Genomic DNA, 13,273 nt, shown 5'->3' with positions numbered 1-13,273 from the left:
GTCGCGCGCGCCAGGACCGGCGGACGCGCGGCCTCGCTTCCGGTGAACGCGCCTTCGCGGTCACAATGGCGCGCATGACTCCCGCACCCGTGCCCCGATGACCACCGACCGCGGCGCGCTGCGGCGCGCGATGCGCGAGCGCCGGCGCGCCCTGCCCGCGCCCGCGCGCATCGCCGCAGCCGATGCACTGGCCTCGCGCCTGCTGGCGCTGCCGTTCGCGCCACAGTCCGGATACGCCGCGGGCTACTGGGCGATGGACGGCGAGATCGCGCTGCACGCCTGGCAGCTGCGCCTGCCGCGCGGCGTGCGCTACTGCCTGCCGGTGCTGCACGCCGACGACACCCTGCGCTTCGCGCCGTGGACGCCGGGCGCGCCGACCGTCCCCAACCGCTACGGCATCCCCGAACCCGACGTGCCGGCCGATGCGTTGCTGCGCCCGGAACAGCTCGACCTCGTGGTCGCGCCGCTGGTCGCGTTCGACGCGCGCGGGCACCGGCTGGGCATGGGCGGCGGCTGGTACGATCGCAGCTTCGCGTTCCGCACCTCGCGGCCCGCGCCGCCGCGGCTGGTGGGCGCCGCGTTCTCGATCCAGCAGGCCGGGGCGATCGCGCCCGAGGCCTGGGACATCCCGCTCGACGCCGTCTGCACCGAAACCGAGACCTTCCTGATCGCCCCATGAGCACACGCAAGCGCCACTGGCTGATGAAGTCCGAGCCGACCGACTTCTCCATCGACGACCTGCAGCGCGTCGACGTCGAACCCTGGACCGGCGTGCGCAACTACCAGGCGCGCAACTTCATGCGCCAGATGCAGGTCGGCGACGGCGTGCTGTTCTACCACTCCAATACCGAGGTGCCGGGCATCTACGGCATCGCCGAAGTGGCGAGCCTGCCCTATCCGGACCCGACCCAGTTCAGGAAGAAGTCGAAGTACTTCGACGAGAAGGCGACACAGGAACAGCCGCGCTGGGACCTGGTGGACGTGAAGTTCGTGCGCAAGCTCAGGCGCGGCATCGCGCTGGACGAGATCCGGGCGCACTCGGAGGCGCTCGGCGAGGAGTTCGCGCTGATCCGCAAGGGCTCGCGGCTGTCGGTGCTGCCGGTGACGGCGGCGCAGTGGAAGCTGCTGTTGTCCCTGGAGGAGTCGTGATTCGTGATTGGTGATTGGTGATTCGGAAAAGCAGGCATTTGCGACGAATCACCAATCACGAATCACCAATCACGAATCACCCATGACTGAAGCAAAACGCCTGGCCGGCGAAAAAGCCATCGAATTCGTCGAGGACGGCATGATCGTCGGCGTCGGCACCGGCTCCACCGTCGCGTTCTTCATCGATGCGCTGGCGCGGATCAGGGACCGCATCGCCGGCGCGGTGTCGAGTTCGGAGCAGAGCACGGCGCGGCTGAAGCAGCACGGCATCGAGGTGCTGGAACTCAACGACACCGGTCCGCTGCCGCTCTACGTCGACGGCGCCGACGAGTGCGATCCGCACAAGCGCCTGATCAAGGGCGGCGGCGCGGCGCTGACGCGCGAGAAGATCATCGCCGAGGCGAGCGCGAGGTTCGTCTGCATCATCGATCCGGCCAAGCGCGTCGACGTGCTCGGCCGCTTCCCGCTGCCGATCGAGGTGATCCCGATGGCGCGCAGCCTGGTGGCGCGCGAGATCCTGGCGAAAACCGGCGGCCAGCCGGTGTGGCGCGAGGGCGTGGTCACCGACAACGGCAACGCGGTGCTCGACATCCACCACCTGCGCATCGTCGATCCGGTGGGGCTGGAGCGCGAGCTCAACCAGATCCCCGGCGTGGTCAGCGTGGGCCTGTTCGCGCGGCGGCCGGCGGACGTGGTGATCGTGGGCGGGGAACCGCCGCAGGTCATCGCCTAGAAAAGGGCTGAACAACTCGCGCTCAGCCCGTCATTCCCGCTAAGGCGGGGAGCCAGCGGCCTCAAGCCGTTGAAAGCCAAAGACACTGGATCCCCGCCTTCGCGGGGACGACGGAAAGTGCACGGGGATGACGGGAAGTGGCGGCGGCGGGGCCGCTGGTTTCCGGACAGGTCCGTCCCTGGACCCACCCGAAAGGCGGTTCCTCAGCGCAGGACGATCGCGGCCAGCAGGCGCGACGCGCGGCGCGGTGCGCCGGTGCGGCGGCGCGTGGCGGCGAACGTGGCGGGCCGGCGGCGGCGCGGCGCGGAGGACGGGGCCTGCATGGCGACGCGGCGCGACAGGCGCAGGGCGAACGCGGTCGCCAGGCTGGCCGCCGGCAGGCCGAGCAGCCACAGCGGCATCCAGCCCAGGGTCGCGCTGGCGCCGCGCGCGGCGGGCAGGGACAGCATCGCGATGGCACCGAGGAACAGCGCGCCGAGCAGCAGGTGTTCGAGGGTGCGCAGGGCATCGGCTTGCGCGGTCGGGCGGGGAGTCGCGGATCGGGTCATGGCGGTCGCTCCTGGGCGTGGCGCGCAGCTTCGCCCCGCTGCATCTCACGGGCTGCGACGTGCCCGCCGCGCAGGAAGCTTTGCCCGCGAAGCGCGCCCCTCGCCGCGCTGATGCCCATTCGCGATCAAAGACATGAAATGGCGTAGCCCCGACCTACGGGGGCTCTCTTGCAGGAGCGGGTTTGACGGCGCGGTGCGGGTCAGTAGCCGGCGGCGTCGAGCGCCTTCGCGGCCACGGTGCGGCCGACGTCGATCAGTTCGGCGGCGCGCCAGAATTCGTAGAACTGGCAGACGTCGCGCGGGATGCGGATCAGCAGCTCCGGCGGGTCGAGCGCCAGCTGCACGCGCGAGATCTGCGCCTGCATGGTGTCGAGCGAGCGCGACATGATCTCGGGCAGGCCCATGCGCATCGCGTCGCCGTCGTCGTCGGCATCGTCGCCGGCGGCGCGGCGCTCGAACCAGTCGCCCAGGCGCCCGACCAGCGAGGGCCCGTTGCCGTTGCCTTGCTGCTGCCGCGCGGGTTCGCCCGGGGGCCGTCGCGGCCAGCCGTGCATGTCGACCGCGACCAGCCGGTGCGCGTCCGACAGCCGCGTCGCGGCGATCGGCAGCGGCGACAGCAGGCCGCCGTCGACCAGGGCGCGGCCGTTGATCCGGTGCGGCGTGAACAGCCCGGGGATCGCGAACGAGGCGCGCAGCGCGTCCCACAGCCGGCCCTCGCGGATCCACACCTCGCGCTGGCGCTCCAGGTCGACCGCGACCGCGGTGAATTCGACCGGCAGCGATTCGATCCGCGGGTCGCCGACCACCTCGCGCATCGTCGCGACCAGGCGTCGGCCCCGGAGCACGCCGGAGCGGCGCCAGCCCGGATCGAGCAGGCGCAGGAAGTCGTTGCGCGACATGGCGCGCAGGCGCTCGTCGAACTCGCGCAGCTTGCCGGCGGCGAAGATGCCGCCGACCAGGGCGCCACTGGACGAGCCCGAGACCGCCTCGATGCGCAGGCCGCGCTCCTCCAGCACCTCGATCACGCCGATCTGCGCCAGCCCGCGCGCGCCGCCGGCGCCGAGCACCAGCGCGATGCGTTCGGGCGCCGCGCCCTGCGGCGACTCAGGCGCGCTCACGTCCGTCATTCAGGCTGCCCGGTCCAGGGGCACCGTGTCGCGCGCACGCCGCCTGCATGCGGCTCCGATGCCCTCCTGACCTGTCATTCCGAACGCAGCAAGGAATCCCGCTCTCTTCAGGCACGCGGAGCTCTCCTCCGGATCAGGCCCCGGGTAGACATAGCCGCTTTTCCGGGGCGCCCTGCACTCCCCGGTCACGACCGCCCCTCGTAGTTCGACAGCGCCAGCTGCAGCAGCGATTTCGCCTGCTCGCGCAGCGCCGCCGGTTCGACGATCTCGGCGTCGGCGCCGTAGTGCAGCACGTCCATCAGCAGCTCGCGCGAGGCGCTGTAGGGCAGCTTCAGCTCGTAGCGGCCATCGGGCAGGTGCCGGCCCTGCTGCTGCGAGTGCCAGTGCTCGTCGGCGACCCAGCGCGCGGCGCGGGCGCTGAACATGATCGTCGCCACGCCCTTGGGCGGGCCGGAGAAGATGCCGTAGCTGCCGGCGAGGTGGGTGTCGAGCTGCGCCTCGTCGATGTCGCGCGCCGCCGTCTCCAGCACGCGCGCCGCGCCGATGCGGTCGACCGAGAAGCTGCGCAGCGCCTCGCGCTCGTGGTCCCAGGCATCGAGGTACCAGTTGTCGCGGTAGTGGGTGATGCGCTGCGGCGACACCGTGCGCCGGGTCTTCTCGTCGGTCGAGCGCGCGCGGTACTCGAACGACAGCTGCCTGCGCTGCAGCACCGCCGAGCACACGTTGCGGAACACGTGCTCGTCCATGCGCCGGCCGCGGTGCGGGATCACGCGCACGCGTTCGACCGGCCAGTGCTTGCCCGCGGAATGTTCGTCGAGCAGCTTGTCGATGCGCGCCTGCAGCGGCGCCAGCGCGTTCGACAGCACCCCGCCGCTGCTGCGCGAGAGCAGCTGCTGCGCCGCCAGCAGCGCGTGCAGTTCGTCGGAGTTGAGCCACAGGCCCGGCAGTTCGAAGCGCCCGCCCTCGTCGGCGTCGTAGCGGAAACCGGCCTCGCCGTCGCCGACCACCGGCGCCATCAGCGCGTCGCGCAGGAAGGCGAGGTCGCGGTAGACCGTCGCGCGCGAGCATTCCAGTTCCTCCTGCAGCCGCGCGACCGTGACCGGATAGCGCGAAGTCTTGAGGATGCGGTGCAGGGAGAGGATGCGTTCGTATCGGTCCATGCCCGGATTATGCCCCCGTCGGCCGCCGCCGCGCGCCCGCGACGCGCCGGGATTGCGGCATCGCGTCGCGCGCTGCACCATGTCCGCGACCATGGACCATGCATCACGGAACACGGGCAAGGCCGGCGGACCGGGGCAACGACCGGTGCGGGCGACCCGCCGCTCCCGCCCCGGCCCCGCCGGGCCGGGGCGGCCGCATGGCCTGCGCCGACGGGCATCGCGACGGGAGCCGGCATGGCCCTGTGGCTGACGCTGGCGATCATGGCCGGCGCCATCGCGCTGTTCGTCACCGAGAAGCTGCGGGTGGACGTGGTGGCACTGCTGGTGATGACGGCGCTGCTGGTGACCGGCGTGATCACGCTGCCCGAGGCGCTGTCGGGCTTCAGCAACCAAGCCACGGTGATGGTCGCGGCGATGTTCGTGCTCAGCGCGGCGCTGCAGCGCAACGGCGCGCTGGTGGCGATCGGCGAGATCATGTCGAAGATCCGCTGGCAGTGGCTGTTCACGCTGGTGATGCTGGTGCTGGTGTCGTGCGTGGCCGCCTTCGTCAACAACACCGCGACGGTGGCGGTATTCCTGCCGCTGGTGCTCGCCGCCAGCGCCGCCAACCGCTGGGCGCCGTCGAGGTTCCTGATCCCGCTGTCGTACATGTCGCAGGCGGCGGGCGTGTGCACATTGATCGGCACCTCGACCAACCTGCTGGTGGACTCGATGGCGCGCGACGCGGTGGGCGTCGGCTTCACCCTGTTCGAGTTCGCGCCGCTGGGCATCATCTTTGTCGGCATCTGCATGCTGTACCTGATGACCGTGGGCCGCTGGCTGCTGCCCGACCGCGGCATCCCCGGCAGCGACGACACCGAGCACGTCGGCCGCTACGTCGCCGAGCTGCTGGTGCCGGAGGAATCGAGCGCGATCGGCCTGCGCCGCGAGCAGGTGGTCCCCGACGACATCGACGACGCGACGGTGCTGGAGGTCCTGCGCCACGGCCGCCCGGTGTACGGCGAGGAAGCCGTGGTCCGCGCCGGCGACCGGCTGCTGGTGCGCGGCGAGTGGAAGCAGGTCGCGGCGACGCGCAAGGCGCGCAAGCTCCTGTTCGACCACGTCGCGCGCGACCTCGACGGCGACATCAGCGCCGAGCGGATGCAGGTCGAGGCGATGGTCTCGCCCGGTTCGCACCTGATCGGGCACACCCTGGCGGGGATGCGCTTCGGGCACATGTACCGCGCGCGCGTGCACGGCATCCACCGCCGCCTGCTCGACATCCGCCAGCCGCTCGACCAGGTGCCGCTGACGGTCGGCGACGTGCTGCTGCTGGACGCGCCGGAGAAATCGATCGACGACCTGCGCGCGGACAAGGGCATGATCGTGCTGGGCATGCGCAAGCAGAAGACGGTGGACGTGCTGCGCGCGTCGATGTCGGCGCTGGTGATGGTGGCCGCGATCACCGTCGCCGCGCTGGGCTGGCTGCCGATCGTGGTCTCGGCGCTGATCGGCTGCACGGCGCTGGTGGTGTTCCGGCTGCTCGACCCCGACGAGGCCTACAGCGCGATCGACTGGCGCGTGATCCTGCTGCTGGCCGGGATCATCCCGCTGGGCATCGCGCTGCAGAAGACCGGCGGCGCGGCACTGGCGGCGGAGTTCCTGATCGGCCACCTCGGCCCGTTCGGGCCGCTGGCGGCGCTGGCGGCGGTCTACCTGATGACCTCGATCGCGACCGAGTTCATGAGCAACAACGCCTCGGCCGTGCTGGTGGTGCCGATCGCGCTGGCCACGGCCGAATCGATGGGCATCGATCCCAAGCCGCTGCTGGTGGCGGTGGCCTTCGCCGCCTCGACCAGCTTCGCCACGCCGATCAGCTACCAGACCAACACCATGGTGTTCACCGCCGGCGGCTACCGCTTCTCCGACTTCGTGCGCATGGGCCTGCCGCTCAACGTGCTGTTCTGCACGTCGGCGATCCTGCTCATTCCGCGCTTCTTCCCGTTCTGAGCGGAGGTTGCCGGTCATGCGAACCGCAAAACCGATCGTGGGAGCGGCTTCAGCCGCGAACGGACATCCGCCGGCTTCGATGGGTGGTCGCGGCTGAAGCCGCTCCTGCAATCCAATCCTGTTGCCGCGATAACCGCTGTTTAACCGGTTCGCACCGATACTCCGCCGCCACCGACGGAGGCGATGGATGCGAGGGGACAGGCGGTTCGATGCGGACCACGGATGGTCGCTTGCCCTGGCCGCGTCCGCGCATGCGCTGCTCGTGGCGCTGTGGTGGACGCCGCCGGACCGGCGCGAGGCCGCGACGCCCGACGAGGCCCTGCAGGTGATATGGATCGAGCGGCCGGCCACGCCGGCAGTTCCTTTGCCCCGGCAACCCGACCCTGCGCCGACTGGCGCAACGGCAACGCACGCGACCCGTCCGCCCCCACCCGCACCGCGTGTCGGCGCAGCCCCGACGCCGGCTGCCGCCGAGGCTTCGCGTCCGCTGTCGGCGGTCTTCCTCGAACAGGGGGCGGCGCTCGCCCGCGAAGAAGCGGGCCACGACTTCCGGCGCAATCCGCTCCTCGATCCACCACCCGCGATCGCGGCGCCGCCGCCCGAGCGCATCGCCATGAAAACCCCGCTGACGCCGGCGCGGGTCGTCGCCGGGATCGGCCAGCTGTTCGGCGGCCCCGGCTACAGCACCGATCCCTGCCCGCGCATCCGTCGCAACATCGGCAACCTGCGCACCGCGGGCGCGCAGGATGCGGCGCTGCAGGAAGAACTGCACCGGCATCGCCGGTTCTGCCAGTAGGAGTCGGTTTCAGCCGCGACCGGAGGTTCGAGGGCTTCGGCGGGTGGTCGCGCCCGAAGGCGCTCCTGCCACCTTGCGCCTGATCGCGCCCGGCTGTCGCAGCGGGCGCCCCGGACATCGGACGCGTGACGCGGTCGGCTTCCTCGCCGGGGATCGGCATGGCACCCTGCCGGTCGATTTCCGGGGAAGGGGGTTCGCATGCTACGTCCGTGGCCGGACGCGATCGCGCAGGTGCTGTCCGCCGCCGGATTCGGGCTGCTGCTGTGGCTGGGGATCTCGGTCGCGCTGATTACGCACGGAGCGAACATGGCGGCGCTGCGCGCGCCACAACTGTGGGCGCTGATCCTCGCCCTGGCCCTGCTCGCGATCGCCGCGGCCGTTGCCTTCTCCGGCACGCGCCCCGCCGGCGGCGTGCGGACCCGGCTGCGCGCCGCGACGCCCTGGCAGGCGCGGCGCAACGCGCTGGCGGCGGCGGCGGTCGTGCTGGCGTGCGCGGTCGGCGGCCTGGTGACGTGGGTGGCGCCGGGCGCGACCCGCGCGCTGCTGCTGGGCCTGGCCGGCATGCTGCTGTCGGCGACCTCGCTGGGCGCCGTCGCCGCGAACGCGATGGCGCAGGCGGCCGCACCCGGCGGCGGCGACCGGCAGCATCCGCTGGTCGTCCCGATCCAGCTGCTGTCGACGATGCAGACCGGGCTGGCGCTGATGTTCGCGCTGATGGCCAGCCTGCTCGCCATCGGACGCGACGGCGGCAGGATGCTGGGCATCGTGCTGGTGCTGTGCCTGCTGGTGGTGGCCGCGACCGCGCTGTACTGGCGCGATGCGGGGCGCGACCGAGACAAGGCCGCAGGTCCGCCGGCGCCGGCGCAGGCGCGGGCGGACCGCCGGCGCCACCGGCGCATCGCCGCCGCCCTGGTCGCCGGCGTCCCCGCGCTGGCATTGGCGCTGGCGGCGGCCGGGATCGGCGGCGTGACTCCGTGGCTGTGGACCATCGCCGTCGCGACCGTGCTCGGCACGGCGCTGGAGCGGCACGCCTTCCTCGAACGGCGCGCGGGCGATGCTCCCAGAGGCAGCGCGCTGAACGTTCAGGAAGGATCATGATGCGGCGCGGCATAATCGCCGCGTAAGCGCTTCCATCCCCGGAGCCCCGGATGCTCGCCAGTTGGTGGCTGGCCGTGGTCGGCCTGCCGGTCTTCATGCAACCCCTGCCCGAAGCGCCGGATCTCCCGGCGGCGGTCGCGGTCGCCTCGGGGCGGGTGTCGCTGCGCCAGCCCTGCTTCCGCTTGGCCTGCGCCGATGCCGAATGGGCGCCCGCCGCCGCGACGCCCGCGCGGCCCGACGCCCGCGCGCCGGGGACAGTGGTCGCGATCAGGTCGCAGCGCCTGCCGCGCCTGGCCACGCGCCGCTTCATCGGCCTGTATTCGCCCGCCTCGCGCCGCGACTGGTTCTACTCCACCGGCGGCGCCGCGCTCGTCGACACCCGCTACGGCCTGGAGGCGGTGCGCAGCCCGCAGACCCAGGTGGAGGTCGAACTCGGCACCGGCTACCGCCTGCAGCCCTACGCCAACTACGGCACGGCGGCGCAGGGGCCGGTGGCGACGGGCCAGCTGCGGCTGTCGCAGCGGCTGGGCGAGCGCGCTGAACTGAGCCAGCAGGTGCGGATGGAGCGCGGCCGCGAGAACGCCTTCATCCGCCAGACCGTCGGCCTCGACCTGCAGCTCGACCCGCAGTGGTCGCTGCTGGGCGATTTCGAACTGCGCCACGACACCGCCGGCAACGGCGGCGAAGGCCGCACCGACCGCGAAGGCTCCGTGCGCCTGCGCTACGCGTTCTGATCCGCACGCCCCCTGCGTTTCCGCGCGACGCCGCGTCCCCGCCCGCGCCGCGGCGGGCGCCTGCGCCCCATTCACCACCGACCACGAGGACCCTCCAGCATGCGCCACCGCACTCCCCTGCTCCTGCTCGCACTTGCCTGTGCGCCCGCCGCCTTCGCCCAGGAGGCCGACGAGGCGCCGCCCGCCGACGGCTGGACCGGCACCGGCGAGCTGGGCTTCGCCCTGTCGCGCGGCAACGCGCGCTCGGAGAGCCTCAACGCCAGGCTCGCCTTCGGCCGCGAGGACGAGCAGTGGAAGCACGCATGGCATGCCGCCGCGCTGCGCGCCAAGGGCGAGGTCAGCGGCGACTTCGACGGCGACGGCGTGGCCGAGGAACGCTACGAACTCAACGCCAACCGCTACGAGCTGGGCGCGTCCAGCGGCTACAAGTTCGACCCGCGCAATTCCGTCATTGGCAGCGTCCGCTACGAGAACGACGACTTCTCGCCCTACGAATACCAGGCGACCGCCTCGGTCAACTACGGCCGCGTGTTCGTCGACGGCGAGCGCACGACGTTCTCCGGCGAGATCGGCCCCGGCTACCGGCGCGCGCGCAGCCTCGAAACCGGCGAGGTCGAATCGGGCGCGATCCTGCGCGGCAAGCTCGACTTCGCGCATCGGCTCACCGCCAATACCGAGCTGTTCAACGTGCTGCTGGTGGAATCGGGCAGCGACAACACCTTCGCCCAGAACGACCTCGGCATTGCCGTGGCGATGAACGAGGCCTTCGCGCTCAAGGCCGGCCTGCAGGCGCGGCACAACACCGACGTCGACGCGGCGTCCGGGGTGAAGAAGACCGACACGCTGACCACGCTCAACCTGGTCTACAGCTTCCGCTGATCCGCGGCCGGACGGCACCCGCCATGCCCGTTCGCGATCATGACGCAGGTCGGCCCTACGTGGCCGACGCCTTGGCCGCCGAGCCGGGCGTCGGCCACGTAGGGCCGACCTACACCATTCCATATTCCTGATCGCGAAAAGGTATGAAGGCGCTCCTGCGATCGGTTTCCTGGGCGTCAGGCCGGCGCGCCAAGCAGTTCGCCCGCACCGGCGTCGAGCAGCCGGCGCGCGACCTCGCGCCCGAGCGCGTCGCCGTCGCCGCCGTGCGCTTCGGCGCGCAGCAGGCGACCATCGGCGACGCCGCCGACGAGCCCCTGCAGGTGCAGCCCGCCATCGCCGGCCTCGCGCGCGAACGCCGCCACCGGCACGTGGCAGCTGCCATGCAGGGCGCGGTTCATCGCCCGCTCGGCCTCGACGCAGCGGCGCGTCGGCGCGTCGTCGAGCAGCGACAGCAGCGCCTGCGCCGCGGCGTCGCCGTCGCGGCCCTCGATCGCGATCGCGCCCTGCGCCGGCGCCGGCAGCCAGTCCGGCGGCAGCAGGCGCGCGCGGATGCGCGCGTCCAGGCCGAGCCGCTGCAGCCCGGCGCAGGCGAGCACGATCGCGTCGTAGTCGCCGGCATCGAGTTTGGCCAGCCGCGTGTTGACGTTGCCGCGCAGGTCCGCCAGCCGCAAATCCGGGCGCCGCGCGCGCAGCTGCGCCTGCCGCCGCAGCGAGGAGGTGCCGACGCGCGCGCCCTGCGGCAACGCGTCGATGTTGTCGAAGCGGTTGCTGACAAAGGCGTCGGCCGGATCGGCGCGCGCCAGGATCGCCGGCAGCGCGAAACCCGGTTCGAGCTCCATCGGCACGTCCTTGAGCGAATGCACCGCGCAGTCGGCGTCACCGCGCTGCATCGCCAGCTCCAGCTCCTTGAGGAACAGGCCCTTGCCGCCGATCGCGGCCAGCGAACGGTCGAGCACCTCGTCGCCGCGCGTGCTCATCGGCACCAGCGTCACCTCGAGGCCGGGATGCGCCGCGCGCAGCCGCGCCGCCACGTGTTCGGTCTGCCACAGCGCCAGCGGGCTCTTGCGGGTGGCGATGCGCAGTCGGTCCATGCGCGGATTATCGCGCATCCGCCGCGGTGGGCGGCGCCGCGACCAAGGCAAATTCGGCTTGGACGTTTACATCTCGTCATCCCCGCGAAGGCGGGGACCCAGTGACTTTGCCCTGTGAATCAGGAAACAAGACGCTGGATCCCCGCCTTCGCGGGGATGGCGGAATGCTTGACACCGAAAACGCCCTAGAGGTGCCGGATCGTGTCGCGCAATTGCGCCACGCAGCGGCGGCTGACCTCCAGCGGCTTGTCGCCGTGGCGCAGGATCGCGTGCACGTGGCCGTCGAGCCCGCGCTTGAGCTCGACCAGCTCGTGGCGCGCGACCAGGCAGTTGCGGTGGATGCGCACGAAGCGGTCGCCGAACTCGTCCTCGAGCGACTTCAGCGATTCCTCGATCAGGTCCTCGCCGCGCGCGTGGTGGACCACGACGTACTTCTCCTCCGCCTGCAGATAGTGCACGTCCTCGATCGGGATCAGGCGCAGGCTGCCGCGCAGGCGCGCGCACAGGTGGGTGCGGCGCTTGCCGCCTTCCGCACCCTCGTCGACGTCGCCGGACTTGCGTCCCGCGGTCAGCACGCGCGCACGCTGCAGCGCGGACGCCAGCCGCTCCGGGCGCACCGGCTTGACCAGGTAGTCCACCGCCTCGGCATCGAACGCCGACAGCGCGTGCGCGTCGTAGGCGGTGCAGAACACCACCGCCGGGCGCGGCTCGAACGCCTGCAGGTGGCGCGCGACCTCGAGCCCATCGATGCCGGGCATGGCGATGTCGAGCAGCACCAGGTCCGGATCGTGCGCGGCGCAGGCGTGCAGCGCCTCGTGGCCGTCGCCGGCCTCGGCCACGACCTCCACGCCCGGCTGTTCCGCCAGCAGCATGCGCAGGCGTTCGCGGGCGAGCGGTTCGTCGTCGGCGATGACGATCTTCACTGGGACGTCCGCTCCAGCGGCAGCGCGATCTCGCAGGCATAGTAGCCGTCGTGCCAGCGCGACACCATCCGCGCGCGCGGGCCGAACATGTAGCCCAGGCGATGGCCGATGCTGCGCTGCGCATGGCCGGCGCCGTGCACGCCCGCCTGATCCGGCGGCAGCGAGGGGTTGCGCACCTGCAGCCGCAGCCAGTCGGGATCGGCCGCGACTTCGATCTCCACCGTGCCGCCCTGCGGCAGCCGCGAGATGCCGTGCAGCACGGCGTTCTCCAGCAGCGGCTGCAGCACCAGCCGCGGCATCGCCAGCGCCAGCGGCAGCGCTTCGTCCTTGCGCCATTCGACCCGCAGCCGCTCGCCCAGGCGCAGCTGTTCGATCGCGAGGTAGCGCTCGCTCAGGTCGATCTCCTCGGCCAGCGAGGAATGGCCTTCGCCGGCGCCCAGTGCGGCGCGGAACAGGTCCGACAGATCGAGCACCGCGCGCTCGGCGACGACCGGATCTCGCCGCAGCAGGCTCGCGATCATGTTCATGCTGTTGAACAGGAAGTGCGGCCGGATCCGCGCCTGCAGCGCGTCGGCCTCCGCGCGCGCGTGCGCGCCCACCTGCGCCTGCCAGCGGTCGATCACGTAGAAGTAGCGCAGCGCCAGCGCGGTCAGCAGCGCAACGACGGCCGCGCTGCCGCTGGTGAAGCGCCAGAACGTCGGCAAGCCTTCGGACTCGCGGACGCTCGCGAACAGGCCGTGCACGATCGCCGCGGCGATGCCCGCGACCAGGATCGCGATCGCGACCGCCGCCAGCGCGCCGCTGCGCATCGGCAGCGACGACAGCCAGCGCCGCGACACGCACAGCAGCGCCGACACCGACAGCGCCAGCCACAGCGCATAGCCGCTGGCGGTCAGGAAGCCGTGGACATCCCAGCTGCGGCTGCCGTCGGGCACCAGCGCCACCACCACCACCGCCAGCTGCGCCAGGCCCAGCATCGCGCCGATGCGCGGCAGCCGGCACAGGTCGGGCAGCCACGGTTCGTCGCGCTGCGCCTGCGCCATCGC

The 13,273-nt window shown here is 72.0% G+C and carries 14 protein-coding genes; 8 read left to right on the top strand and 6 right to left on the bottom strand.

The features are described 5' to 3' along the window. Positions 1 to 97 precede the first annotated feature (97 nt). From FQY83_RS06410 to rpiA, 3 genes are all read left to right on the top strand, one after another. Positions 98 to 679 (top strand): 5-formyltetrahydrofolate cyclo-ligase, encoded by a 582-nt coding sequence (locus tag FQY83_RS06410; RefSeq protein ID WP_146386203.1) that lies wholly within the window; start codon positions 98 to 100, stop codon positions 677 to 679. After that, a complete protein-coding gene (locus FQY83_RS06405; RefSeq protein WP_146386200.1) occupies positions 676 to 1,149 on the top strand; it encodes an EVE domain-containing protein in 474 nt (157 codons plus the stop codon). The genes FQY83_RS06410 and FQY83_RS06405 overlap by 4 nt, the downstream gene beginning before the upstream one ends. Positions 1,150 to 1,231: 82 nt before the next feature. Then, the gene (rpiA, locus tag FQY83_RS06400; RefSeq protein ID WP_146386198.1) at positions 1,232 to 1,882 is read left to right on the top strand and encodes a ribose-5-phosphate isomerase RpiA; all 651 of its coding nucleotides are present in this window, start codon (positions 1,232 to 1,234) and stop codon (positions 1,880 to 1,882) included. Between the two features lie 203 nt (positions 1,883 to 2,085). Here the strand turns inward: rpiA and FQY83_RS06395 are convergent, their stop codons facing one another. The 3 genes from FQY83_RS06395 to FQY83_RS06385 form a co-directional block, all read right to left on the bottom strand. After that, positions 2,086 to 2,430, bottom strand: coding sequence for a hypothetical protein (locus tag FQY83_RS06395; protein ID WP_146386196.1), 345 nt, complete (start codon positions 2,428 to 2,430; stop codon positions 2,086 to 2,088). A 200-nt stretch (positions 2,431 to 2,630) separates the two neighbouring features. After that, entirely contained in the window at positions 2,631 to 3,548 is a 918-nt protein-coding gene (locus FQY83_RS06390; protein WP_158636444.1) for a patatin-like phospholipase family protein, read from the bottom strand. A gap of 194 nt (positions 3,549 to 3,742) precedes the next feature. Further along, entirely contained in the window at positions 3,743 to 4,717 is a 975-nt protein-coding gene (locus FQY83_RS06385) for a helix-turn-helix transcriptional regulator (protein ID WP_146386192.1), read from the bottom strand. A gap of 234 nt (positions 4,718 to 4,951) precedes the next feature. Between FQY83_RS06385 and FQY83_RS06380 the strand changes: the two genes are divergently transcribed. The 5 genes from FQY83_RS06380 (at position 4,952) to FQY83_RS06360 (ending at position 10,213) form a co-directional block, all read left to right on the top strand. Next, positions 4,952 to 6,706, top strand: coding sequence for an SLC13 family permease (locus FQY83_RS06380; protein ID WP_158636443.1), 1,755 nt, complete (start codon positions 4,952 to 4,954; stop codon positions 6,704 to 6,706). A gap of 187 nt (positions 6,707 to 6,893) precedes the next feature. Beyond that, positions 6,894 to 7,502 carry a hypothetical protein gene (locus FQY83_RS06375; protein ID WP_146386188.1) on the top strand — a complete coding sequence of 203 codons (609 nt, stop codon included), beginning with the start codon at positions 6,894 to 6,896 and terminating at the stop codon, positions 7,500 to 7,502. A 198-nt stretch (positions 7,503 to 7,700) separates the two neighbouring features. Then, entirely contained in the window at positions 7,701 to 8,600 is a 900-nt protein-coding gene (locus FQY83_RS06370; RefSeq protein ID WP_146386186.1) for a hypothetical protein, read from the top strand. A 50-nt stretch (positions 8,601 to 8,650) separates the two neighbouring features. Continuing rightward, positions 8,651 to 9,334, top strand: coding sequence for a DUF481 domain-containing protein (locus tag FQY83_RS06365; RefSeq protein ID WP_146386184.1), 684 nt, complete (start codon positions 8,651 to 8,653; stop codon positions 9,332 to 9,334). A 99-nt stretch (positions 9,335 to 9,433) separates the two neighbouring features. Then, positions 9,434 to 10,213: a DUF481 domain-containing protein gene (locus tag FQY83_RS06360; RefSeq protein WP_146386182.1), complete on the top strand. Its 780-nt coding sequence runs from the start codon at positions 9,434 to 9,436 to the stop codon at positions 10,211 to 10,213. Between the two features lie 176 nt (positions 10,214 to 10,389). On the opposite strand, the gene hemC is transcribed toward FQY83_RS06360, so the two are convergent. The 3 genes from hemC to FQY83_RS06345 form a co-directional block, all read right to left on the bottom strand. Continuing rightward, positions 10,390 to 11,304: a hydroxymethylbilane synthase gene (gene hemC / locus FQY83_RS06355; protein ID WP_146386180.1), complete on the bottom strand. Its 915-nt coding sequence runs from the start codon at positions 11,302 to 11,304 to the stop codon at positions 10,390 to 10,392. Between the two features lie 185 nt (positions 11,305 to 11,489). After that, entirely contained in the window at positions 11,490 to 12,227 is a 738-nt protein-coding gene (locus FQY83_RS06350) for a LytR/AlgR family response regulator transcription factor (RefSeq protein WP_146386178.1), read from the bottom strand. Then, the gene (locus FQY83_RS06345; protein ID WP_146386176.1) at positions 12,224 to 13,270 is read right to left on the bottom strand and encodes a sensor histidine kinase; all 1,047 of its coding nucleotides are present in this window, start codon (positions 13,268 to 13,270) and stop codon (positions 12,224 to 12,226) included. The genes FQY83_RS06350 and FQY83_RS06345 overlap by 4 nt, the downstream gene beginning before the upstream one ends. Between the last annotated feature and the right edge of the window lie 3 nt (positions 13,271 to 13,273).

This window comes from Luteimonas marina, assembly GCF_007859325.1.
In the GTDB taxonomy this organism is placed as follows: Bacteria; Pseudomonadota; Gammaproteobacteria; order Xanthomonadales; family Xanthomonadaceae; genus Luteimonas; species Luteimonas marina.
Note: the sequence above shows the minus strand (reverse complement) of the source record. Positions and strands in the feature narration are given on the sequence as shown.